Genomic DNA, 24,173 nt, shown 5'->3' on the forward strand with positions numbered 1-24,173 from the left:
AATTACATTGCCGCCTGAAGTTGAATCTCGGCGCCGTCCATGCCGGGTGCGAACTCTACCTGGCAGCACAAACGAGAATGATCATTCGCCACATCGTCGACCATATCCAGCAGGTCAGACTCTGCCTCGGTGCGCTCACCTGAAGCCTCATAGTGTGCCGGATCGATAAAAGCATGGCAGGTTGCGCACGAAGCATTACCACCGCAGGTTGCAAGAACGGGGAAGCCGGCAGCCTGAACTGCCTCCAGTAGAGTCTGGTAATCCTCCCAGCTAATATCGCGGTTATCGCCCGCTTCGTCCGTCACATTAATAGTGATGCTCATTGCGCCCCTTCCTGCGTGCATAAATCTCGTGCCTGATGCTCTATCTATTGTAAAGGTCGAGGGCTGCAAATCCAGATGAGGTTCACTATATTTACAGCCCAAGAGAACATAATTTAGCTCACCGTTCACGCCTTCGCCTAAAACCAACAGGCGGGCACAACTACATGTACCCGCCTGAAGAAAAGACGAAACCGCCGAGGAAAGACTAGGAATCAGCCTGAGTCGATTGATTTTTCTCAGCATCGGCACGAGAAAATTCGCTCAGCACCTTACCGCTCTTGGAATCACGCACAATACCCGCACGCGAATCCGCCGGGTCAGCATAGCGCAAATCCAAACCGAAACTCTGACGAATCTGACGCGCCGTATTCAAATGCCAGCGCTGAGAATCCGAGGGAGTAATAGAGGTGGTTACCTTCTTACCCAGGGCAGGATCAAGCACCGGATGGCGCACATCGTAATGCTTGCCACCCACAGTCACCGTAAAACCGTGATCCTCCAACAGAGTCTTCAGAGAGGACACATCGCTGGGAATCTTACGCGCCGGCTGACGCTTCACACCGCGCATCTTCGGCTGAGCCAGGGGATTACGCACACCCGGCAGACCCTCAGAAATACTGACAATACGCGAATCCGCCGGATGATACTTCACCGAATAACCCTGGAAATAGTACAGGGTATAGGCAGTGCCCGGCACGGGGTAACGCTCCTGCGCCTCCTGAGGAATACGGCGCACCATATCAATAGTCAGACCCAGACGATCCATATCTGCCAGAGCCTCATCGGTCAGATGATAGGGAATCAGAGCATCAGCACGCCAGGGACGCATGGACAGCAAATCCGGCGCATTGGCATTCATGACCAGCACATAACCAATACGCTCATTGGAGTACAGAGTCACCGCACGACCATACCGGTTCTCCGCAGCGCTCTCGGAGCTCATCACGGTATCCTCAGCGTGCAAAATATCCAGAATCATGGAATAAGAAAGATCATGGCGCAGCATATGATCCATCACGCCCGGCAGCACATGGTGCACACGCTCAGACTCGGGCACACCCGCATAGAACTTCTCTTCAATCTCACGCGCCTGCTTCTCGTGCTCCTCAGGAACCTTCTCCAGAGGAATCAACTGGGCACTGGGCTTGACCGCCGCCGGCTTGGGCGCATTCTTATAGGCAGCAACCTGCTGGGGATTTTGCTGCACAAAAAGCTTCGCCAGATGCGGCAGCAGCTCAAAATAAAGCTCAAAAGCATCCGGAGCCAGGCGACCGGACTCATCGCGCACATCGGGCGCATTCTCGGCGCTCAGATTCCAATCCGAGCCGTTCTTCTCCTCATAACGGTAGGGAGCCAAATGAACCAGCTCGCGCAAACGGGAGTAGAGCTCAACCGGAATAGTCAGGTTTTTAGAAATCATTTAGAGCTCCTCCTCATCTTCGTACTCATCCACAATCAAAATCACCTCGTGGGAGACCGTATTAACCTCCACCAGGTAGTCATCGTGACGGTACAGGCTCAACCAGGGAGTCAGCTCCTCGCGCTCGCCCTCTTCAATGACCTCCACCAGCTTCTCATGGCTCATATCAATATCCGCCATAATACGGCGCAGCTCCGGGCGCACAATATAACGCACGGGAGCATCATCCGTCTCGGGCTCAGCAATAATCAGCGAATCGCTCTGCGTGCGGGTAGCAACACCGGGCAAAGCGGTCAGCGGAGTGGGTAGAGCCGGGGAAACAACGGCGGGCTCCTGAGCCTGAATAATGCGCTCGCTCTCGGCGGCCTCTTCGCGCTCTTCGGCCTCCTGCAGATACACGGGCTTACGCCAGGTCAGTTCACTCTTCTTAATCTTGGCGAACATACCGGGCGCGGGCTTGGGCGTTGCGTTTGCAGCTGCAGGCTGTTGTTGCTCATGTGTATCTTCTGCGCCGCTCTCACTTTGCGTGGAGGCAGCCGGAGCAAAGCGCGCAGCAAAGGCGGCAGGGGAGGGAATAGCGGGCTTGGGTGCCTGTTCTTGGGTAGTTTCGGCTTCTTCTGCGCTCTCTTCGCGCGGCTCTTCTTCACCCGGTCCTTCATGACCCGGCTCTTCATCACGAGGCAGAGTGCCGGCAGCGTGCGCCTGAGCCAGCTCATAGGCCTGGGCTACTTCTTCCTGACTAAAGCTAAGTACCTGATTGGCAATGAGCAGGGGGAAATTCGCCTGAAGAATTTCGCTCGCCAGATAGAAAACCTTACGCAGACGCTCATCAACCCCGGCGCAGGGGCAGGCGAGCTCATCCTGGGCAGCGGTGTATACGCCCCAGTGCTGGCAGCGTTCGGTGGGTTTGAAGATAGTCAGATCGCCCAGGTCGGCTATATCAATCAGTGGGCCTGTCAGAGCCTGGGGTATATCCAGTGTTGCCACGCGGAACTCCTTTGTGTATTCGGATGGACTTTCGCCGCCGCCTCGGTCATAGGCGGGAGCACACGAAAGTTTATGCACCTTCCAGCATGGCATAGAATACTAAAAAAAGCGAGGTGAAACATTATGTTTCACCTCGCTTGAGTGGTGCGCCCGAAGGGATTCGAACCCCCAACCTTCTGATCCGTAGTCAGATGCTCTATCCGTTGAGCTACAGGCGCATATCGTTCGTTCCGAAGTTTTTCGCTTCGTCCCGGCGACTCATATAACTATACGCACCTTCTGAACCGTCTGCAAGCTGAAAATGCGTGACCTGAGTCTCAAATAGCTATTTTTAGGGGTTTCGGGCAGCCAAAATGCCCCGTTTTGCCCTGGAAAATCAAGGAACAGAGAATTTTCAAAAAACTTCAAAAAACTTTGAAAAAAGCTAGTTTTCCCTCCCAAAGGCCCCATTTAAGGGTGCCAAGAGTGCACAAAGAGGGGTAATGGGCTCGCACAAAACTAGATATAACTACTCATAGATGCCCCGGATTTTCCCTAAAGATCTCTCGCTCGGCTCTATGAGGATCGTGCTTGCCGGCTAGAACATGGTCTGCCTCGTAAGAAAAAGTGTGCCAGGGGCGAAAAATCAGCAATCGGCATATATGTTTCAGAATCTGACATCTTAAAACGCCCATTTTCGCCCGTCATACTCGCATCTATGGGTTATGGTTGTACTACACGAGGAAGTGAAAACTTCTAGTGCGTGCATTTTTCGGATGGTCCCGAGCTGTACGCACTTTAACGTTTTCCCTCCTTCATGTATCACCACACGGCCCAAGACGTGCCGGATCCACTGACATAACTCACAAGGGGATACGTCAATGACTGACAATTTGAATGGTACTCTGTCCGCACAGCTGGCAGAAGATCTCAAGAACGCGCCGACCACCCACGCAGGCCTGCTCGAATGGGTGCGCGAAGTAGCGGAGCTGACCCAGCCCGAGCGCATCTACTGGGTTGACGGTAGCGAAGAAGAATATGACCGCCTGGCACAGGAACTGGTCGATGCAGGCACCTTCACCCGCCTGAGCAGCCCCGAGTTCCCGAACTCCTACGCAGCTTTCTCGGATCCGGACGACGTTGCTCGCGTCGAAGAGCGCACCTTCATCTGCTCCGAAACCGAAGAGGGCGCAGGCCCGACCAATAACTGGCGCGACCCGAAGGAAATGAAGGACACTCTGCGTCCTCTCTTCTCCGGCTCCATGCGCGGCCGCACCATGTACGTTATTCCTTTCGTCATGGGCTCCCTGAAGGCACGCACCCCCAAGATCGCTGTGGAAATCAGCGACTCCGCATACGTGGTGTGCTCCATGCGCATTATGGCGAAGATCGGCTCTGAGGTACTCGAGAAGCTCAACGAGACCAACGGCTTCTTCGTTAAGGCTCTGCACTCCGTGGGTGCTCCTCTGGAGCCCGGTCAGGACGATGTGCCCTGGCCCTGCAACCCCGAAAAGTACATTGTGCAGTTCCCCGAGACCCGCGAGATCTGGTCCTACGGCTCCGGCTACGGCGGCAACGCGCTGCTGGGCAAGAAGTGCTACGCACTGCGCATTGCCTCGGCAATCGGTCGCGATGAGGGCTGGATGGCAGAGCACATGCTGGTTCTGAAGGTCACCAACCCCGAGGGCAAGACCCGCTACATCTCCGCAGCATTCCCCTCCGCCTGCGGTAAGACCAACTTCGCAATGATGGACCCGACCATTGACGGCTGGAAGGCTGAAATGATTGGTGACGACATTGCATGGATTGAATTCGACGAAAACGACAAGCCGCACGTGGTTAACCCCGAGTACGGTCTGTTCGGCGTAGCACCGGGTACCGGTTACTCCACCAACCCCAACGCTATGAAGGCAATCTCCAAGGGCAACACCATCTTCACCAACGTTGCTCTGACCGATGACGGTTCCGTCTGGTGGGAGGGTAAGACCGACGAGGTTCCCGCACACCTGATCGACTGGACCGGCCAGGACTGGACCCCCGAGTCCGGTCGCCCCGCAGCGCACCCCAACTCCCGCTTCTGCACCCCCGCAGCCCAGGTTGATATGCTCGCACCCGAGTACTACAACCCCGAGGGCGTGCCGCTGGATGCCATCGTTCTGGGCGGTCGCCGTAAGACCACCGTGCCCCTGGTTGCTGAGGCAGACACCTGGGAGCAGGGCGTCTTCCGTGCAGCTACCCTCTCCTCCGAGACCACCGCTGCAGCTAAGGGTGCCGTTGGCGTGATCCGCCGCGACCCCATGGCTATGCTGCCCTTCATCGGTTACAACGCCTCGGATTACTTCCAGCACTGGATCGATATGGGTAAGAAGCACGGCACCGAGAACATGCCCAAGGTCTACTACGTCAACTGGTTCCGTCGCACCCCCGAGGGCGGCTTCGCATGGCCCGGCTTCGGCGAGAACTCCCGCGTGGTCAAGTGGATCTTCGACCGCCTGGACGGCAAGGGCGGCGGTCAGCAGACCTTCCTGGGCACCGTTCCCACCCCCGAGGATCTGGACCTGACCGGCCTGGAGATTACCGAGGCGGAGCTGGATGCAGCACTGAAGGTTTCCACCGAGGAATGGAAGGAAGAGCTGCCCAGCATTGACGAGTGGCTGGCTCGCTTCGGCGATAAGCTGCCGGCAGAGATTCGTGCAGAGCGCGACGCTCTGGCTGAAAAGCTCGCATAATTTAATGCTCTAGCCCCCAGCGGGCTATGAGTTACACGACCGCTATTGCCCCTTATCCCGGGGTAATAGCGGTCGTGTTTTTGAGCTGAGAGCCGGGATTTAAGCCTCTAGGTGTAAATATGCATCATTTATGCAGGTAAACCTATGTATCCTCGGGCGCAATGCGTAAAATACACTCAGACAGGGAAAATACCCGCACGCTTGAAATAAACAGACAGACAACGAGCGTAGAATACACCTAGACCCCCTCGATTGCGGGTCCCGAGAAACTAAGGGAGATGATATCGTGCGCCTGACAGCTTTTTCCGATGTGTCGCTGCGCGTCATGATGCTCCTGGCGTCACTGGACGAAGGGGAGAAACTCTCCACCCAGAAAATCGCCGAAGGGGTAGATACCCCCTATAACCACGTGGCTAAATCCGTTGCTTTTTTGGTCAATATGGGCTGGCTGGACTCCACCCGCGGTCGCTCCGGCGGCGTCATGCTCTCCTCCAAGGGACGCACCGCTACCGTGGGTGAGGTGCTGCGCAAGGCAGAGGGCGATATTCCCCTGATCGAGTGCGAGGACGAAAACGGCTACTGCCCGCTCGATGGCGGTTGTAAGCTGCGCAATGTGCTCGGTCGCGCTCGCGAGGCATTCTACGCCTCCCTAGATACGGTCATTATTAGTGATCTGCCCCTAAGCCCCGCTCGTCCGGCAGGTCCCGTACCGGTGGAAATTGGTTTGGGGCCTCTAAGCCCGGTAGGCGATGAAGCCTTTGTGAGTACCGCCAGCGCTGAACCGGCGAGGCAGAGCTCCTAAAATCGGCGCCAGAGGCGACTATTGGACAGGGGAATCCCCGTTATCTTCTTTCGACTGGACTATCTTCTTTTGATTGGGTAGCTAGCAGAGAAAAGAAGCTGACGGGGATTTTTCTATGCCCGGATTCCATTCCGGGTGCAGCGTAGCTTCTTCACAGGGTAAAGAGGCGTAGTCCGTTTCCTTTTTACGCTCTGACTAGGGGTTTTAGGTCATAAAGACCCTAAATAAAAGTCGGAAAAATTTTCACTTTTCACCCGAAAATCACCGGAAAATGCTATTCACAGTCTCAGAATACGGGTAAGGTATGAAGTAAGGATTTTAGTGACAATCTGTAGTTGCTCCAATCCCGCATCACCCCTCGGGGACGACCCCGACACAGAAGAAAGTAGGACAGAATGCTCTCCGAAAAGTCCCGCCCCATTATCGAGGCAACCCTTCCGATTATCGCCGAGCGCATTAACGACATCACCCCCGACTTCTACAAGCGCATGTTCGCCGCTCGCCCCGATCTGATGGACGGCATGTTCTCCCGCTCCTCCCAGCTGGAAGGCACCCAGCCCAAGGCACTGGCAGGCTCCATTGCTGTCTTCGCCTCCTACATTGTTGAGCACCCCGACTCCTACCCTGATGAGGTGCTCTCCCGCGTGGCGCACAAGCACGCCTCCCTGGGCCTGAAGGAAGAAGAATACCCCACCGTCTACAAGTACCTCTTCGAAGCTATTGCAGCGAACCTGGGCGAGCTGGCAACCCAGGAAATCGTAGACGCATGGACCGAAGTGTACTGGCTGATGGGTAATGCCCTGATTAAGATTGAAAAGGGCCTGTACGCATCCCAGGCAAATGACGTCATGCGCGCACCCTTTAAGGTCGTTGCTCGCGAAGAGACCGGTGAAAACGTTGTGGTCTACACCTTCGAGCCCGCCGATGAAACTCCCATGACCGCAGCAAAGAGCGGCCAATACGTCTCCATTACCGTCCCGGCACGCGACGGCCTGCGTCAGGCACGCCAGTTCACCCTGCTGCCCAGCGAAGCAAACCAGCGCCGCATCGGCATTAAGCTGGACCCGGCGGGCGAAATGACCCCCATTCTGCACGAACTGCAGGTGGGCGATATTGTTGAGCTCTCCAACCCCTACGGTGATCTGACCCTGGAGGGCTTCGGTACCCCCGATGCACCCCTGTACCTCTTCTCCGCAGGTATTGGCGTAACCCCCATGATTAGCTTCGTCAAGGAACTGGTAGACGCCGGCTCCGAGCGCGAGGTCGTGGTGGTTCACGCCGACCGCCGCCTGGACACCGTACCCCTGCGCGAAGAGCTTCAGGCACTGGTTGCCCAGCTGAAGAACGGCAAACTGGTCACCTTCATCGAAAACGGCGAAGGCACCTACGAGGGCTTCGTGGATGTCGCCAAGCTCAATGTCCCCGCCAATGCCAATGCTTACCTGTGCGGCCCGCTGCCCTTTATGCAGGGCGTGCGCTCGGCACTGGTGGACGCAGGTCTTGAGGGCAAGAATATTAACTACGAGATCTTCGGCCCCGATCAGTGGATGCTGCACGATAACGCTAAGTAAGCGTAGGAGAGCGATACCGGGCTGAGTAAAGCTATTAGCCCGGTCTCGTTTACTTCCCACAAGCACAAGACCCCGCCACGTGTAGTACGCGGCGGGGTCTTTGCTGTGCTTGAGCGAGAGAAGTGGACTACTGGCGAATCAGGCCCAGGATCTCATCGCGAACGCGTTCCATAGTTGCCTGATCGGGTGCTTCCAGGTTCAGGCGCAGGAAGGGCTCGGTGTTGGAGGGACGCAGGTTTGCCCACCAACCCTCTTCAGCGTTGGTGAAGGTGGTACCGTCGGAATCCTCCACAGTCACGGGAGCTTGCGCGTAGAAAGCGCGCACGCGATCCACGGCGCCCGCCTTGTCCTCAATCTCGGAGTTAATCTCACCGGAGGCAACGTAGGGGGAGTACTTAGCACCAATAGCCGAGAGCTGCTCCTGGGAACCACCCAGAGCTGCCAGCACATGCATTGCAGCCAGCATGCCGGTGTCAGCGTTGAAGAAGTCCTTGAAGTAGTAGTGAGCGGAGTGCTCGCCACCGAAGACGCCCTTTTCATCAGCCATAACCTTCTTAATGAAGGAGTGGCCCACGCGGGTCTTGACCGAACGGCCACCCAAGCGCTCCACCAGTTCGGGAACAGCCTTGGAGGTGATCAGGTTGTAAATAATGACGGGCTCTTCATTACCCTCTGCCTTGGCGCGTGCAATCTCGCGCTCAGCGACCAGTGCGGTAATAGCCGAGGGGGTAACGGGCTCGCCCTTTTCGTCGATCACGAAGCAACGGTCAGCGTCGCCGTCGAATGCCAGACCAATGTCTGCACCGTGCTCCACCACTGCCTTCTGCAGATCCACCAGGTTAGCGGGCTCCAGGGGGTTAGCGGGGTGGTTCGGGAAGGTGCCGTCCAGCTCGAAGTACAGGGGAACGATTTCCAGGGGCAGGCCTGCCAGCAGGGTGTCGCCCAGAACTGCGGGGGTGGTCATACCGCCCATGCCGTTACCGGCATCAACAACAACCTTCAGGGGGCGGATGGAAGACAGATCCACCAGGGAGCGCAGGTACTCTGCGTAGGGTTTGAGGATATCCTTCTCGGATACGGTGCCGGGGTTCTCAACGGCGGGGATGACGCCCTCGTCCAGGTACTTCTGAGCCAGGTCGCGAATATCGAACAGGCCGGTCTCGGAAGAAACGGGAACAGCGCCTGCCTTAGCCATCTTCATGCCGTTGTACTCGGCGGGGTTGTGGCTAGCGGTGAAGGTAACACCCGCTGCGTTTTCCACGCCGCATGCAAAGTAGAGCACGTCGGTGGAAATCAGACCGATCTTAATGACGTTTGCGCCGCGAGCGGTTGCACCTTCTGCGAAGGCATCCATGAACTCGGGGGAGGAGGGGCGCATATCTCCACCGACCAGAACATTCTGGCCAGCCAGGCCCAGTACGTCAACAAATGCTGCGCCGGTTGCGCGAACAGTTTCGGCGGTAATGGTTTCGCCGACAATACCGCGTACATCGTACGCCTTGAAAGAATCATTCAAATTAATAGTAGTCACGCATCTATTTTAGGGTAAACACCCAGCTCACGCCCCTATAATGGGTACATATTGCCTGTAAATTCACTGGAAATTATTGGGTTTTCTATCACTTATCAAATACAAACTAGAGACTAAGCCAATCTATGGCCGAACCGTCAAGGAGCAATATGGGCGAAATATTTCCCCTGAAGAACCCCATTCAGAACTATGCTTGGGGCTCTCACACCATCCTGGGACGCATGCGTAATGTATCCGTACCCACCGAACAGCCCGAAGCAGAGCTGTGGGTGGGCGCCCACCCCGCCGCCCCCTCGGTAGCAACCGTGGACCAGCAGGCTCAGGCGCTGAACACCCTGGTGGCGGACCAGCCCGATCGTTTCTTGCCGGCTGAGCGCGCCGCCGATTGGTTCCCTTTCCTCTTTAAGATCCTGGCGATTGAGGCTCCTCTGTCCATTCAGGTGCACCCCACCCCCGAGCAGGCTATTGCCGGTTTTGAGGATGAGCAGGCACGCGGTATTGCCCTGGATGCGCCGAATCGTAATTACAAGGATCGCTACTCCAAGCCCGAGACCGTGATTGCTCTGACCGATATGCAGGTGCTGACCGGCGTGCGTGAAACCGAGCAGCTGCGCGTACTGGCTCGTTTCTTTGAAGCGCATTGGCTCTCTGAGCGTCTGGGGCTTGAGCCCAAGGCGCTGCTGACCGAGATTATTCGTATGGAACAGACTCAGGCTGATGACGCCGTGGAGGCACTGGTTGCTGCTGCCGCATCTTTAGTTGATAGCGAGGATGCGCTGGTTGCCGACGCCGCACGCCTGGTACAGCATGTCCATGCTAAGTACCCGGGTGACCGCGGCCTTCTCGTGGCGTTTGTCATGAACCTGCTGCACTTGGCTCCCGGCGATTCCGCCTTTACCCCGGATGGTCAGGTACACGCCTATGTCTCCGGTAGCGCCATTGAGCTGATGAACCCCTCGGATAATGTGATGCGCGCGGGTTTGACCTCTAAGCATATTGATAGCGAGGAGCTCATTAAGGTGCTCGGTGAGAAGCAGAGCGCCCCGATTATTGCTCGCCCGGCGCCCGAGGAAGGCCCGGTGGGTGTATATGCTATGTGGGATGAGCGCATGAGCGTGACCCGTATTGCCCTGAATGCCGGTCAGGAGCTGGAGTACACCTTTGCTGGCACGAGCGCCCTACTGGTGGTAAGCGGTCAGGCGCAGGTCGCTACCGCATCTGCTGAGTATGAACTGGCGGGTACCGAGTCCCTGCTGCACGCCGGTGAAGCCGATACGGTGACCCTGCGAGCTGGTGATCAGCCCGCACAGCTTTATATTGCAGCCTATGTCTAAGGCGCGTATCCGGTAGATGGGCAACCCGTGCTCTAAGCCGTATACTGGACATAACTAGATAAATTATTCAAGCACCCGTATAGTAATACTAGATAGTATTGCTCTACGGGTGCTTGGCGTATCTGCACGATATACGCGCCAAACCCACCCGCAGGAGCAAACGAAAGAACCGTTAAGACCCCAGAGAATGAGGCCCCGTCATGGATATTATTATGACCGTCACCGGCATTGACCACGAAGGCATTATCGCCGCCGTTGCCACCAAGCTCAGCGAATTTAAAGTCAATATTCGCGATGTATCCCAGACCCTCATGGGTGAATATTTCACCATGATTATGCACTGCAGCTTTGATGAAACCCAGCTGAACCTGATCGATTTGCAAGAAGCCTTTGTGCCGGTCGAGCACAGCCAGAAGGTGGAAATCCGCATTCAGTCCGAAGCCATTTTTAAGGCAATGCACGCCATCTAAAGAGCCCGCAGCTCTTAGCGTACCTATAGCTTGAAGGAATAAGAATGCACACTCTCGATAATCACGTGCTCGAAACCATTCACATGATTGAGCACGAAAAACTCGATATCCGAACCGTCACCATGGGCATCTCCCTGCTCGACTGCGCCCACCCCGACCCGGCTATCGCCTGCCAGAATATTTATGACAAAATCACCCGCTCCGCCGCGCAGCTGGTACCCGTCTGCGAAAATATTGAAGCGGAACTGGGCATCCCGATCGTTAACAAGCGTATTGCCGTCACCCCCATCTCCCTGGTGCTGGCAGCCAGCGAAGGCGCCGACCCGGTAGACTTCGCACGCGCCCTGGACCGCGCCGCTAAAGAAGTAGGCGTGAACTTCGTGGGCGGCTACTCCGCCCTGGTGGATAAGGGCATAACCCCCGCCGATGAGGCGCTCATGCTCAGCATTCCGCGCGCCTTGGCTGAAACCGATGTGGTCTGCTCCTCGGTCAATATCGGCTCCTCCCGCGCCGGTATTAATATGTCCGCCGTAAAAACCATGGGCGAGGTCATTCGTGCCACCGCCGACGCCACCGCTGAAACTCACGGCTTTGGCTGCGCCAAGCTGGTGGTTTTCGCCAATGCAGCCAGCGATAACCCCTTTATGGCGGGTGCCTTCCACGGCGTGCAAGAAGGCGACGTGACCATTTCCGTGGGCGTCTCCGGCCCCGGCGTGGTGCATCGCGCCCTGCAGGCAGTGCGCGGCGCTTCCTTCGATGAATGCGCCGAAGCCATTAAAAAGGCAGCGTTTAAAATTACCCGCGTGGGTCAGCTGGTCGGCTCCCTCGCTGCAGAGCGCCTCGGTGTGCCCTTCAATATTATTGACCTCTCCCTGGCACCCACCGCCGAAATTGGTGATTCCGTGGCACATATTCTGGAAGAAATGGGTCTGGAAACCGTGGGCACTCACGGCACCGTGGCGGCGCTGGCGTTGCTGAACGACGCCGTGAAAAAGGGTGGCCTGATGGCATGCTCCAATGTGGGCGGTCTCTCCGGCTCCTTTATCCCGATCTCCGAGGATATTGGCATGATTGAATCCGCAGCAGCCGGCCATATTACCCTCGATAAGCTCGAGGCAATGACCGCGATCTGCTCGGTGGGTCTGGATATGGTGGCGGTACCGGGCGATACCTCCGCGCCAACCCTGGCAGCCATGATTGCCGATGAGGCAGCCATTGGCGTGATGAACCACAAGACCACCGCGGTACGCGTGATTCCCGCCGTGGGTCTGGACGTGGGCGATATGGTTGAGTTTGGCGGCCTGCTCGGTCGCGCGCCCGTCATGCCCGTACACACCCCCAGCTCCGAAGCGTTTATTGCCCGGTGCGGTCGTATTCCCTCGCCGGTGCACGGGTTTAGGAATTAGCCTGCTAGTTGAGCGGGTATAAGCTCGCGGGGCGTGTATTAAGAACAACTGTTCTTAATACACGCCCCGCGAGCTATTATCTCAGTGATTTTCTATAGACTTAGTGCTGAATAAAACGAGTCAGCAGACCCTCCAAGACCAGACGCGGCTGCGCATTGGTTCGCAAACGCTTCAGAGCCGTCTCAACCGTATGCACACGCTCAAGATTAGCCGCCGGGGTACTCGCATCAGCCCAAGCCTGCAGCTGCTCCAGAGCGTGAGCATTCACCAGGGGAGCGCCGGTACCCAGCTGCAGAGCCAGCACATCACGCAGCACCGAAAGAATCTGAGAGACCGCTAGCAATAGGGAATCCGTCTGCACACGCTTAGCGCGGCGCTTCTGATCATCCTCAAGACGCTTAATCTGCGCACGCATATGAGCAGGAACACGCTCACCCTCAGCAATACCCAGAACCGCCAGCAGCTCGGCGCGCTCGCGCTCATTACGGGCGGCACTCATCTGCTCAGCCGTGCTGGAAGCAGCATCCAGTAGTTTCGAGGCAGCATCCATAGCCTGAGCCACAGAACGCAGAGAAAGCACCGTGCGCGGTAGACGCTCAAAACGTGCCCGCGCCTCGGGAGAAGAAAGTAGCAGCTGAGCTAAGGAGACATCCCCCAGGGTCATGCGCGCAATAGCCGCGGCAGTCTGCTCATCGGCGCCCTGAGAGATCAGAGCCTGAGCCACACGCTCAACACCGGGCACCGGCAGCAGCACGGTACGGCAACGGGAACGAATGGTAATCAGCACATCGGTCGGTGCCGGAGCGGTCAAAATCCAAATGGTATGCGCCGGGGGCTCCTCAATAGCCTTGAGCAGCACATTGGAGGTGCGCTCGGGCATACGCTGAGCATCCTCGCAAATAATAATGCGATGACGACCTACCGCAGGACGGTCCTGAGCTTTGACCACCAAATCACGCGCCTGCTCAATGGAGATACTCAGCGCCTCGGTACGGAAATCAGTCACATCGGCGTGCGAACCGTTCAGAACCGTGACACAGGATTTGCACACACCGCAGCCGCGAGAATTCGGGTCAGTCTGCTCGCACAGCAGGGAGGCAGCAAATACCAAGGCAGCGCGCGCCGGATCGGCGCCTGCACTACCGCAGAAAAGCCAGGCATGAGCCGGCGAGGGCGCGGCAGCCTCTCGGCGCAGACGCTCAATCACCTCGGGGGAGGTCAGCAAAGAATCCCAAAGACTCAATTTATTTTTCCCCCTCAACGCTGTTGACATGGCTTAGGCTCGCGTGCTTCAGTGCAGGCTCAACCAACGCCCATACGCGCTGAGCAACCTGCTCAATGCTTCCAGAGGCATCCACACGGTGCACCGAAGGATCCTCAGATACAGCATAGTCCTTAAAGAAGCCCGCAATACGCTGCTTAAATTCGCTATTTTCCGCCTCAATACGATCCACGGTACCGCGCTCGGCGCGACGCAGGGCCTGTTCTTCATCGGGCAGCTCAAAAACCAGGGTCATATCCGGCTGAAAATCGTTGGTAGCCCAGCGGCTCAGATCCACGATGCTTTCCACGCCCAGCTCTCGCCCGGCACCCTGATAAGCAGCAGAGGAAGCAATATAGCGATCGCAGAGCACAATGGAACCGGAGTCCAACGCCGGGGCAATTTTCTGCGCCACATGAGCGGCGCGGGAAGCAGCAAAAATCAGCGCCTCGGTGCGTGCATCCACCGGATGATCCCCGTGCAGCACCAGTGCACGCAGAGCCTCACCCAGCTCAGTACCACCGGGTTCACGAGTAGAAATCACGGTATAACCGCGAGACTCCAATTCACGGTGCAGCAGGCTTAGCTGGGTGCTTTTACCCGCACCATCACCGCCCTCGACCACAATAAAAAGGCCGGGGCGTGCAGAGACAGATACAGAAGAATCGGGGCTATAGCGCAAAGAATCACTCACCCTATAAGGGTACCCTTTTATCCAGGGTGAGTCTTCCACCGCCCGGCAGTGTACGAGAGGCGTAATGATGAAAAATTACTCTCTATGCTTTAGCAGCCATCACAAAGAGCCCCTCAAAGATGCGCTCGCGCCCCATTTATGCCACGGTTAAACCATGACAGAGAATTATGCACCCGATACTTTCGTTGTCTCCGGCGGTCGCCCCGCCCATGAGCACGACGCGCCCGTCAATCCCCCCGTTGTTTTTAGCTCCACCTTCCGTGGCGCCGGTAGCGTAGATATTTCCACCGATAAGGTCTACGCGCGTTTTGCCAACCCCAGCTGGGACGGCATGGAAGAAATCGTCGCTCAGCTCGAAGGCGCCAGCCAGCCCGGTCTGCTCTTCCCCTCCGGCATGGCGGCTATTGCTTCCGTGATTGATCTGGTGCCCGCCGGCTCCATTATCCTGCTCCCCAAGCACACTTATATGGCGTCGGTGACCATGGCGAAGGACCTGGAACGCCGCGGTATTGCCACCGTGGTTCGCCTGGATATTGAAGATACCGATAGCTGCATCCGCGCCTTTGAAGAAGCGGCAGCAAGCGCTGGCGTAAGCGCCGAAACCGTAAACTATGCGGCTCCGAAGGTACTGGCGTGGCTGGAAAGCCCCACCAACCCCATGCTTGAGGTAGCCGACCTGCCGGCACTGTGCCAGGCTGCGCGCCGCCTGGGTATTGTTACCGCCGTGGATAATACCTTCGCAACTCCTTTGCTGCAGCAGCCCCTGAGCCTGGGTGCTGACGTGGTGGTTCACTCGGCAACCAAGTACCTCTCCGGCCACTCCGATGTACTGCTGGGTATTACCGCCACCAATCACGAAGAGCTCTACCAGGCAATGCGCCACCACCGCATTACCAATGGCGCCATCCCCGGCCCCATGGAAGCATGGCTGGGTCTGCGCGGTCTGCGCACCCTATCCCTGCGCGTGGAACGCGCCGTAGCCAATGCTCAGGAACTGGCGGAGCGTTTTGAAAAGCACCCGATGGTGCGCGAGGTACGCTACCCGGGTCTGCCCAGCGATAAGGGCCACGAATTGGCGAAGAAGCAGCTCAAGGGCGGCTTCGGCGCGGTGCTGTGCATTGTGCTCGATGCTGATGCAGAGCAGACCGAGCGAGTAGTGCAGGCTCTGCAGCTGTGGACCCCGGCAACCAGCCTGGGCGGTGTGGAGTCCCTGGTGGAGCGCCGCCGTCGCCACGGTAGCGAGCCCGAATCCATTCCCGTATCCCTGCTGCGCCTGGCTGTGGGTATTGAAAATGTGGACGATCTATACGCTGATTTTGAGCGTGCTCTTGCTATCCTGGGTGACTAAGAACCCTGAAAGCTGACTCCCGCCCGCGCTGCCTAGATACGGTCGCGCGGGTGGGCTGAAGGAGAATAATGAACGCATATACTCTGCTGGTATACGCCATGATGACGGTCAACCTGCTGCTGGGTATTATTGCCGCGGTACTGAGCGTTATGGCTCTGCTGCGCGCATCCTCGGTTGCCGATAGCACCTACACTTTTTACGGTAAGCGCTCCAAGGGCTTTTGGATGGCTATGACCGGCGGCGCTGCCGTGGTGTCCGTGCTGGGTCTGCTGGCATCGCTTAGCGGTGTGGGCCCGAACTCCATGCTGCTGCAGCTGATTGCCGCAACGGTTTCCGGTGTATTCCTGGCGGGCGTGTACCCGAGCGTGCGTAACCGTAATTTCTAGAGGCTTTCTTGCATCGCTGAAAATTCAGCCGTGTTTATGCGCTCTAGGGCATGACAAACACGGTCGGAAGTGAAAAAATAGAACTATGACTTACAAACTAGTATTGCTGCGTCACGGCCAGTCCGAGTGGAACGAAAAGAACCTCTTCACTGGCTGGGTTGACGTGAACCTGACCGATAAGGGCCGCGCTGAGGCTGCACGCGGCGGCGAGCTGCTGAAGGAACGCAACATCCTGCCCGATGTTGTGCACACCTCCCTGCAGCGTCGCGCTATTAACACCGCAAACCTGGCTCTGGACGCCGCAGACCGCCTGTGGATTCCCGTCAAGCGCTCCTGGCGTCTGAACGAGCGTCACTACGGCGCTCTGCAGGGCAAGAACAAGTCCGAGATCCGTGAAGAGTACGGTGACGAAAAGTTCATGACCTGGCGTCGTTCCTACGATGTTCCGCCGCCCGCCTTGGACGATAACGACCCCTACTCCCAGGCAAACGACCCGCGCTACGCAAACGTTGAGAATGCACCGCGCACCGAATGCCTCAAGGACGTTCTGGGCCGCATGCTGCCCTACTGGGAATCCGACATTAAGCCGGATCTGGTTGAGGGCAAGACCGTTCTGGTCGCAGCGCACGGTAACTCCCTGCGCTCGCTGGTCAAGCACCTGGAGAACATCTCCGATGAGGACATTGCCGGCCTGAACATCCCCACCGGTATTCCGCTGTACTACGAGCTGGACGAGAACTTCCAGCCCATCAAGCCCGGCGAATACCTGGACCCCGAAGCAGCAAAGGACGCAATTGCCGCTGTTGCTAACCAGGGTAAGTAAGCCCTAGGCGCTTCACACTGTGCCGCCCGCGCGTATTGTGCGGGCGGCACAGCTTTTAAGCCTTTATTCTGCATGTCGGGGGCTGTATATCGGGGTGTGCTTTTCTCGGCTCTGTCTATCTTTGCTACCCTCAAAGGGTGAGTACTTTTGAACAGCCCCGCACCCGACTCAACGCTACTAATCAGCACAATAGTCTGGACCCGCAGCGCACCGCCATTATTGTGCTCGGCGCAGGTTCCGGTACCCGTCTGGGCGAGCCTATCCCCAAGGCAGCGGTCACGGTGGGGGAGCGAACCCTGCTCTACCGCGCTTTGCAGGGCGCCTCTGAATCTGCTGTGGCTGATCATCTGGTGGTGACTATCCCGGAAAACGCCGCGAGTGTATGCCCCCAGCTTCTTGAAGACGCCGCCTCTTTTAATGCCCTCGTGACCGCCGGAGGAGATAGTCGTACCGCCTCGGTCGTGGCGGCGCTGGATGCTCTTAAAAATTCCGGTGCGCAGATTGATCATGTACTCATTCACGATTGCGCACGATCCTTTACCCCGGCGGCAGTCTATGAGCGTGTGGCTCGGGCGCTGGCAGCTGGTGCTCTCGCGGTTATTCCGGTGCTGCCGGTGGTTGACACCATTAAGACCGTCAATAGCAGTGGGGAGGTCACCGGTACTCCGGCTCGTTCGGAGATGCGCGCGGTGCAGACCCCCCAGGGCTTTGAACTGGAGAGCCTGCTGGCTGCTCATGAACATAGCCGTACCCTGCCGGCTGCCGAGGCTGAAAAGATTACCGACGATGCTATGGCTATGGAATCTGCCGGCCATAGGGTTCTCACGGTTGCCGGAGATGCGGATGCTTTTAAGGTCACCACTCCCATGGATTTGCGTATTGCCCGCGCGCTGTACATCTAGGGCGCTAGACCGTTAATAAACTACAGAATTTTCAAGAATAACTATTCTATATAAGGAGAGCTGTGATTATTCCCCGCATTGGTACCGGTGTTGACGTCCACGCCTACGGCCAAGAAGGCACGCCCCTACACCTGGCGGGCCTGTACTGGGAAGGGGCGCTGGGTCTTTCCGGCCACTCCGATGGTGACGTCGTAGCCCACGCCGCCGCAGACGCTCTCTTTGCCGCCTCCTCCACGGGAGATTTGGGCAGCAACTTCGGCGTAGACCGACCCGATATGGCGGGCGCCTCGGGCGTGCGTATTCTCTCCGAGGCGGCAGCTATTGTGCGTGCGGCGGGCTTTGAGATTGGCAATATTAGCGTGCAGCTAATCGGTAACCGCCCCAAGTTCTCACCCCGCCGCGAAGAAGCAAATCACGTGCTCAGCCAAGCTGCAGGTGCTCCGGTCAGTGTCATTGCAACCACCACCGACGGCTTGGGTCTGACCGGCCGTGGTGAAGGTATTGCCGCCATTGCCACCGCCCTGGTCTACCCGACCGAAGGTTAGGCCTATCCCGCACGTTCTGGGTGCTTTTAGGCTCAGAATACAAGCCAAAGCTGTTTTTGCCCGGGCGGGCACGTAAACTATAAGGGTGACTATGCGTTTTTATGATTCTGCGACTTCTGAGATTCGTGACTTTGTGCCGGTTCATCCCGGCGAGGCTCGTATCTACTATTGCGGTGCCACCGTTCAGGGCGAACCGCATGTAGGCCATATTCGTTCGGCACTGGTTTTTGACCAGCTCGCGCGCTGGATGCGTTACCGCGGCCTGAAGGTCACCACGGTACGCAATGTGACCGATATTGACGATAAGATTCTGGCGAAGTCCGCGGATTCTTTCTCCCCGGATTTTTCCGGCGAGTACCCGCGTGAGCCCTGGTGGGCGCTCGCATACCGTTTTGAGAAGGTTTTTGCGCGTGCTTATGCGGCATTGGGTATTGACCCGCCCACCTACGAGCCGCGCGCTACCGGTCATATTCCCGAAATGTTCGAACTGATTCAGCGCCTGATCGACCGCGGTCACGCCTACCCGGCACTGGATGACTCGGGAGATGTCTACTTTGATGTGCGCTCCTGGGAACGTTACGGTGCCCTGACCCGCCAGAGCATTGACGATATGCAGGACGCTCCGGACGCTGACCCCCGCGGTAAGCGTGACCCCCGAGATTTCGCTCTCTGGAAGGGCGCCAAGGCGGATGAGCCGGCAAGCGCCTCCTGGGAATCCCCCTGGGGTCGCGGCCGCCCGGGCTGGCATTTGGAATGCTCCGCCATGGCGGGTAAGTACCTGGGTAGCCACTTCGATATTCACGGTGGCGGTCTGGATTTGCGCTTCCCGCACCATGAGAACGAGCTGGCTCAGTCCACCGCTGCCGGAGATTCTTTTGCGAATTTCTGGATGCACAATGGCATGGTCACGTTTGAGGGCGAGAAGATGTCTAAGTCTATTGGCAATACGATCTCTCCCTCCCAGATGCTTGAGCAGGCTCGCCCGCTGGTGGTACGCTACTACCTCGGCAGCGCTCACTACCGTTCGGTGCTGGATTACCGCCCGAGCTCTTTGGACGAGGCTCGCGTGGCAATTGAGCGCGTGGAATCTTTCCTGGCTTCTCACCTGGATTCTATTTCTGAGGATGCGCGCGTTCCCGAGGATTTCGCGGCGGCTATGGACGACGATATGAATATTCCTCGCGCCCTGGCTGTGCTGCACGAGTACACTCGTGCCGGTAATGCCGCTGCGGCTGCCGGTGAATCTGCCGCCGAGCAGGCAAATGCCGTCTACGCGATGGTGAAGGTTTTGGGTCTGGCTCAGCTAATGTCTTTTGGTACCGGCGGTGTTGATTCCTCGGTGGAGCATCAGGCTCTGGATTCTTTGATTCAGGCCGTTCTGGCGGAGCGTGCTGCTGCACGCGAGGCGAAGGATTGGGCGACCGCTGACCGTATGCGTGATTTCCTGGCTGCTGCCGGTATTAGCGTCAAGGACGGTGCTTCGGGTTCTTCCTGGAGCGTTGAGTCCTAGAACTTTCAAGCGCACAGAGTGCGTATTAATAGAGGGCGAGAAATGCGACCGCCCGAACCATCCCGCTGCGGCGGGGATACTACTGTAAGGATTATGTAATGGCTAAAGCTGGTAATCGCCCGGGTGCGACGAACAAGAAGAAGGGCGCAACCAAGGGCACGGGCGGCCACGGCCGTAAGGCTCTGGAGGGTCGCGGCCCCACCCCGAAGGCTGAGGATCGCGTCTACCACAAGGCATATAAGATGAAGCGCGCGGCTGAGCGTCGTGCGGCAACCGGCACCAACCGCAAGTTCCAGACCCGTCTGGGCGGCAAGCGCGTCTCCGATGAGTTGGTCACCGGTCGTAATGCTGTGCTGGAGGCTCTGCGCACCGATATCCCGGCAAAGCACCTGTACATTATGAGCCGTGTTGAGGTGGACGATCGTATTCGCGAGATTATGACCATCGCGAATAAGCAGAATTTGCCCATGCTGGAAATTCCGCGCTCCGAGCTGGATCGTCTGACCGATGGTTCGGTGCACCAGGGTGTTGCTATGCAGATTCCGCCCTATAAGTACCCGGATGCAACCGACCTGGTGCTGGATACTATGGAACGCTGGCATGCGGGCAAGCTGAAGACCCCGCCGCTCTTTGTGGCTCTGGATGGCATTACCGATCCGCGTAACCTGGGCGCAATTATTCGTAGCGTTTCCGCATTTAGCGGTGACGGTGTGATTATTCCGGAGCGTCGTTCGGCTGCTGTGACCGCCGGTGCGTGGAAGACCAGCGCCGGTGCTGCTGCTCGCGTGCCGGTTGCTATGGCAACCAACCTGACTCGCGTAATCCAGCAGGCGAAGGAACAGGGTATTTTCGTCATCGGTCTGGATGGCGGCGGCGATATTGATCTGCCGCAGCTGGAGCTGGCTTCTGAGCCTCTGTGCCTGGTGGTTGGTTCCGAGGGTAAGGGTCTGTCCCGCCTGGTGACCGAGAATTGTGATCAGATTGTGTCCATTCCGATTGATTCGGCAATGGAGTCGCTAAATGCGGCAATGGCTGTGGGTATTACTCTCTACGAGGTATCCCAGCGTCGCTCGGCTGATGCCTAAAATTTTGATAGTGCGTGATGCGTCCCTGCGGGCTGAGCTTGCGGATGCGTCATGAATTATAGCTCAAGGGGGCGGGGGTATCCCGTCCCCTTGAGCTTTATCTTTCCCCGGTTCTACGTGACGGGGTGCGGTGGTGGTGACTCGCGCATTATAGAGTGTGAGCTAAATTTCCTACCACCCTTCAATATTCAAGCTTAGGTTGATATTCAATCCTGATATTATGGGCAAGTCACCGTAAACATATTCACCGCGACAGGCGCGAAAACCACTTCCGAATCCTATCCGGGCACCCGAAGCATCCCCGATATGTACACGACTATGTGTACACGGGGAGAAAGAGTGCCATCTCCGTATAGAGTGTAGTGAACAGGGTATTCACGCGCGCAGCCGTGCGTGAATACGTCACCGATAAGGACACTACATGTTCACTAATCTCAGGAAAAATATCCTGAACGCATCCCTGATCAAAAAACCAGTAGGTGCGCTCCTGGCACTATCCACCGCCCTCACCCTGGGTGTGACAGCCCCTGCAGGCGCAGCTGAAGACCCTCACGACGGCACCAGCAGCGAACGCGCCGCAGCCAGCTGCTACGAAATTAAACAGATTAACCGCAGCGCACGCTCCGGAACCTATTGGCTCTACACCCCGCAGATGTCCGGGCCCCAGCAGTTTTATTGCGACCAGGAAACCGATGGAGGCGGCTGGGTTATGATTGCCCGCGGCCGCGAAGGCTGGACCGACTCCTATAACGGTATGGGCAATGCCAAAGATATTTACCGTAACCCTACCGGACCTGCAGCATTTGCGCCCGTGCAGCTGCCCTCCAATACTGTGGATGCGCTGCTGAACGGCATTAAGCCTCAGGATCTACCCGACGGTATGCGCCTGCGCCGCGCGCATGATAAGAATGGACGCACCTGGCAGGAGATCCGCGCAGAACGCGTGCAGACCGAACAGTGGTCCTGGGCGATGACCTACGCGCAGAAATGGGGCAAGATTCGCTTTAGCGGCGCCGGCATTAACCGCACCGCCTACTCTGCGTACGCCACGCAGATGGCACCCGGCGGGACCACCTCGAGCGTGAAGTTCTTCGCCAATCCCGCGCAGGATTATAAGATTGGTTTCGCGTTCGGTTCCCTGGTGACCTTCGGTAATGAAAATGCGGACTCCTATATCTACCAGAAGGCGGGTACTGTCGGCCACTCTATGCCTTTTACCCAGGTATACCTGCGCCCGAAGCTGACTCAGAAGGATCTGAATTTTAACCTGCTGGGTGCCAATGGTTCAGCTGCTAGCGCTCGCCGTGCCCTGCCCAATAGCTATTCCATGCCCGTGAAGTGGCGTACTTCGGAGAAGACTTACTCCGGCAAGATTAACGAAATGAACACTTATGTTCAGGCTATTACGCAGGTGGGTGATACGGTCTTTACCGGCGGTGATTTTGCCTCTCTGGAATCTGCCGGCGGCGAGAAGGTTGCCCAGGCAAACCTGGCAGGTTTTAATGTGGATTCGGGCGAGCTGGTTCGCTCCTTCACCCCGAAAATTAACGGTCAGGTGAAGGCTCTGGAGGCGCTACCCGGTAATCGTCTGGCGGTCGGTGGTGAATTTACCGAGGTCAACGGGCAGAAGGTCAACCAGTTCGTAGTGCTGGATGCACACACCGGGCAGATCGATAATAGCTGGAATATTGAGGTTCAGCGCCGCAGTACCAGTGCCCCCGCACAGGTCAAGACCCTGCAGGTACAGGGCGACTACCTGTACATTGGCGGTAATTTTACCCATGTCAAGGGTAAGGGCAGCGAGAGCCACGCTTATTCTCGAGGTGCTGCCCGTATTAAGCTTTCCACCGGTTTGGTGGATCGTTCCTGGCGTCCGGTTTTCAACGGTACCGTCAATGGGCTTAGTGCCGCTGAGGATAATTCCGTGGTGCATGCGGCGGGTTATTTCACCCAGCTGAATAATCAGCGTGCTTTCCGCCTGGCTGCTCTGAGCGGTCAGGACGCATCCTCCCTGAACTGGGAGTGGGATCCCTCCTTGCAGCTGGCGATCACCGACAAGATTGTTTACGCCTTCCAATTTGATGTGCAGGATGCGGGCAATACCGTCTGGAGCGCAGGTGCTGACCATCTGATTTCTAATTACCGCAAGGATAACCACCAGCGTATTTATTCCTCCATTACCAAGTACGGCGGAGACTTCCAGGATCTGCACCTCTCCGGTAATACCATTTACGGTGCCTGCCATTGTGGTGACGTGATTTTTGAGGGTACCAGCAGCTACCACGGCTATTGGAAGGATAGCGATCAGGTGCATAATATCCGTCTGGTTGCAGCTTTCGATAAGGATAGCGGCCGTGTGGTGGGTGAATTTAACCCGGTGCTGAAGGGCGAGCACGGCTTTGGCGTGTGGGAATCTTTTGTGGATTCCCGAGGTAACCTGTGGGTGGGTGGCGATATTAACCGTTCCCTGGGTGCTTATGGTGAGCAGAGCACTGTTGGTTTTGCTCGTTTTGCTGCGCGCGATGTGACCCCGCCGTCTACTCCGAGTAATGCACAGATTTCTTCTGCCGATGGGCGCGATGTTTTGCGGTGGAATTCTGTGGGGGAGTCGGGTGTGCGCTACCAGGTGCTGCGTAATGATCGTGTGATTGCCACGGTGGATGGAACGGAGTATGCGGTGGATCATCGCGAAGGCGCTCGCTATGCGGTGCGTGCGATTGATGCTTCGGAGAACTTCTCTGCTTCCTCTCCTGTGCTGACTGTATAGCCTTCATGTACTGAAGGGCAGCCTTGTGTGTTGACGTAAGGACGAGGTGTTTCTTCCAATGGCGACGTCTTGAGGGCGTCGCCATTGGCATGTTCACCTCGTTTTTGCAGTCTCTGAAGTGTTTTGGGGTCTAGAAGAGAGAATAATAAAGAAATTTTGAGCCCTAGTTCCGCGTATTTACAGGGAAGTAGGGGGTTTTAGGGTAGAGAAACCCTAAACTGTGACTCAGTACACCCTGTTTTGGGTTGCGTCAGGGTTTACGGGTCTGTATAGTTATATGAGTCGCCTCGAGAGGTTGTG

General features: G+C 57.1%; 20 protein-coding genes and 1 tRNA gene. 14 read left to right on the top strand and 7 right to left on the bottom strand.

Translation table 11 applies throughout. The annotated features are described in order from the left end of the window. Positions 1-2: 2 nt before the first annotated feature. The 4 genes from Q4P78_RS05120 to Q4P78_RS05135 form a co-directional block, all read right to left on the bottom strand. Positions 3-323, bottom strand: coding sequence for a 2Fe-2S iron-sulfur cluster-binding protein (locus tag Q4P78_RS05120; protein WP_303339274.1), 321 nt, complete (start codon positions 321-323; stop codon positions 3-5). Positions 324-528: 205 nt separating this feature from the next. After that, on the bottom strand, positions 529-1,743 hold the full coding sequence (locus tag Q4P78_RS05125) for a cell wall biosynthesis glycosyltransferase (protein ID WP_303339275.1): 1,215 nt from the start codon (positions 1,741-1,743) through the stop codon (positions 529-531). Continuing rightward, positions 1,744-2,730 carry a hypothetical protein gene (locus Q4P78_RS05130; RefSeq protein WP_303339276.1) on the bottom strand — a complete coding sequence of 329 codons (987 nt, stop codon included), beginning with the start codon at positions 2,728-2,730 and terminating at the stop codon, positions 1,744-1,746. A gap of 142 nt (positions 2,731-2,872) precedes the next feature. After that, positions 2,873-2,948, bottom strand: a tRNA-Arg gene (locus tag Q4P78_RS05135). Between the two features lie 642 nt (positions 2,949-3,590). Here Q4P78_RS05135 and Q4P78_RS05140 point away from each other — a divergent pair. From Q4P78_RS05140 to Q4P78_RS05150, 3 genes are all read left to right on the top strand, one after another. Next, positions 3,591-5,438, top strand: a complete 1,848-nt coding sequence (locus tag Q4P78_RS05140; RefSeq protein ID WP_303339277.1) for a phosphoenolpyruvate carboxykinase (GTP) — start codon at positions 3,591-3,593, stop codon at positions 5,436-5,438. 286 nt (positions 5,439-5,724) lie between these two features. Then, on the top strand, positions 5,725-6,240 hold the full coding sequence (locus tag Q4P78_RS05145) for an Rrf2 family transcriptional regulator (protein WP_303339278.1): 516 nt from the start codon (positions 5,725-5,727) through the stop codon (positions 6,238-6,240). 395 nt (positions 6,241-6,635) lie between these two features. Then, the gene (locus Q4P78_RS05150) at positions 6,636-7,811 is read left to right on the top strand and encodes an FAD-binding oxidoreductase (RefSeq protein WP_303339279.1); all 1,176 of its coding nucleotides are present in this window, start codon (positions 6,636-6,638) and stop codon (positions 7,809-7,811) included. A gap of 127 nt (positions 7,812-7,938) precedes the next feature. On the opposite strand, the gene Q4P78_RS05155 is transcribed toward Q4P78_RS05150, so the two are convergent. Continuing rightward, on the bottom strand, positions 7,939-9,342 hold the full coding sequence (locus Q4P78_RS05155; protein ID WP_303339280.1) for a phosphomannomutase/phosphoglucomutase: 1,404 nt from the start codon (positions 9,340-9,342) through the stop codon (positions 7,939-7,941). Positions 9,343-9,491: 149 nt separating this feature from the next. Between Q4P78_RS05155 and manA the strand changes: the two genes are divergently transcribed. The 3 genes from manA (at position 9,492) to Q4P78_RS05170 (ending at position 12,552) form a co-directional block, all read left to right on the top strand. Continuing rightward, positions 9,492-10,676, top strand: coding sequence for a mannose-6-phosphate isomerase, class I (gene manA / locus Q4P78_RS05160; protein WP_303339281.1), 1,185 nt, complete (start codon positions 9,492-9,494; stop codon positions 10,674-10,676). A 200-nt stretch (positions 10,677-10,876) separates the two neighbouring features. Beyond that, positions 10,877-11,146, top strand: a complete 270-nt coding sequence (locus Q4P78_RS05165) for an ACT domain-containing protein (protein WP_303339282.1) — start codon at positions 10,877-10,879, stop codon at positions 11,144-11,146. 44 nt (positions 11,147-11,190) lie between these two features. Further along, complete coding sequence (locus Q4P78_RS05170) at positions 11,191-12,552, top strand: PFL family protein (RefSeq protein WP_303339283.1); 1,362 nt, start codon at positions 11,191-11,193, stop codon at positions 12,550-12,552. A 100-nt stretch (positions 12,553-12,652) separates the two neighbouring features. On the opposite strand, the gene Q4P78_RS05175 is transcribed toward Q4P78_RS05170, so the two are convergent. After that, on the bottom strand, positions 12,653-13,795 hold the full coding sequence (locus Q4P78_RS05175; RefSeq protein WP_303339284.1) for a DNA polymerase III subunit delta': 1,143 nt from the start codon (positions 13,793-13,795) through the stop codon (positions 12,653-12,655). Position 13,796: 1 nt separating this feature from the next. Beyond that, a complete protein-coding gene (tmk, locus tag Q4P78_RS05180) occupies positions 13,797-14,507 on the bottom strand; it encodes a dTMP kinase (protein ID WP_303339285.1) in 711 nt (236 codons plus the stop codon). Positions 14,508-14,661: 154 nt separating this feature from the next. Here tmk and Q4P78_RS05185 point away from each other — a divergent pair, with 154 nt between their 5' ends. The 8 genes from Q4P78_RS05185 to Q4P78_RS05220 all read left to right on the top strand — a co-directional run bounded on the left by Q4P78_RS05185 (position 14,662) and on the right by Q4P78_RS05220 (position 23,873). Further along, the gene (locus Q4P78_RS05185) at positions 14,662-15,855 is read left to right on the top strand and encodes a PLP-dependent aspartate aminotransferase family protein (protein ID WP_303339286.1); all 1,194 of its coding nucleotides are present in this window, start codon (positions 14,662-14,664) and stop codon (positions 15,853-15,855) included. A 68-nt stretch (positions 15,856-15,923) separates the two neighbouring features. Beyond that, the gene (locus Q4P78_RS05190) at positions 15,924-16,241 is read left to right on the top strand and encodes a DUF2516 family protein (protein ID WP_303339287.1); all 318 of its coding nucleotides are present in this window, start codon (positions 15,924-15,926) and stop codon (positions 16,239-16,241) included. Positions 16,242-16,326: 85 nt separating this feature from the next. Beyond that, positions 16,327-17,064 carry a phosphoglyceromutase gene (locus Q4P78_RS05195; RefSeq protein WP_303339288.1) on the top strand — a complete coding sequence of 246 codons (738 nt, stop codon included), beginning with the start codon at positions 16,327-16,329 and terminating at the stop codon, positions 17,062-17,064. Positions 17,065-17,201: 137 nt separating this feature from the next. Further along, complete coding sequence (ispD, locus tag Q4P78_RS05200) at positions 17,202-17,966, top strand: 2-C-methyl-D-erythritol 4-phosphate cytidylyltransferase (RefSeq protein WP_368660895.1); 765 nt, start codon at positions 17,202-17,204, stop codon at positions 17,964-17,966. 62 nt (positions 17,967-18,028) lie between these two features. Next, entirely contained in the window at positions 18,029-18,511 is a 483-nt protein-coding gene (gene ispF, locus Q4P78_RS05205; RefSeq protein ID WP_303339289.1) for a 2-C-methyl-D-erythritol 2,4-cyclodiphosphate synthase, read from the top strand. Between the two features lie 85 nt (positions 18,512-18,596). Continuing rightward, positions 18,597-20,021, top strand: coding sequence for a cysteine--tRNA ligase (gene cysS / locus Q4P78_RS05210; RefSeq protein ID WP_303339290.1), 1,425 nt, complete (start codon positions 18,597-18,599; stop codon positions 20,019-20,021). Positions 20,022-20,119: 98 nt separating this feature from the next. Next, positions 20,120-21,106: a 23S rRNA (guanosine(2251)-2'-O)-methyltransferase RlmB gene (gene rlmB, locus Q4P78_RS05215; RefSeq protein WP_303339291.1), complete on the top strand. Its 987-nt coding sequence runs from the start codon at positions 20,120-20,122 to the stop codon at positions 21,104-21,106. 421 nt (positions 21,107-21,527) lie between these two features. Further along, positions 21,528-23,873 carry a fibrinogen-like YCDxxxxGGGW domain-containing protein gene (locus tag Q4P78_RS05220; protein ID WP_303339292.1) on the top strand — a complete coding sequence of 782 codons (2,346 nt, stop codon included), beginning with the start codon at positions 21,528-21,530 and terminating at the stop codon, positions 23,871-23,873. The last annotated feature ends 300 nt before the right edge of the window (positions 23,874-24,173 follow it).

The sequence above is a fragment of the Rothia sp. (in: high G+C Gram-positive bacteria) genome (genome assembly GCF_030540545.1).
GTDB lineage: Bacteria > Actinomycetota > Actinomycetes > Actinomycetales > Micrococcaceae > Rothia.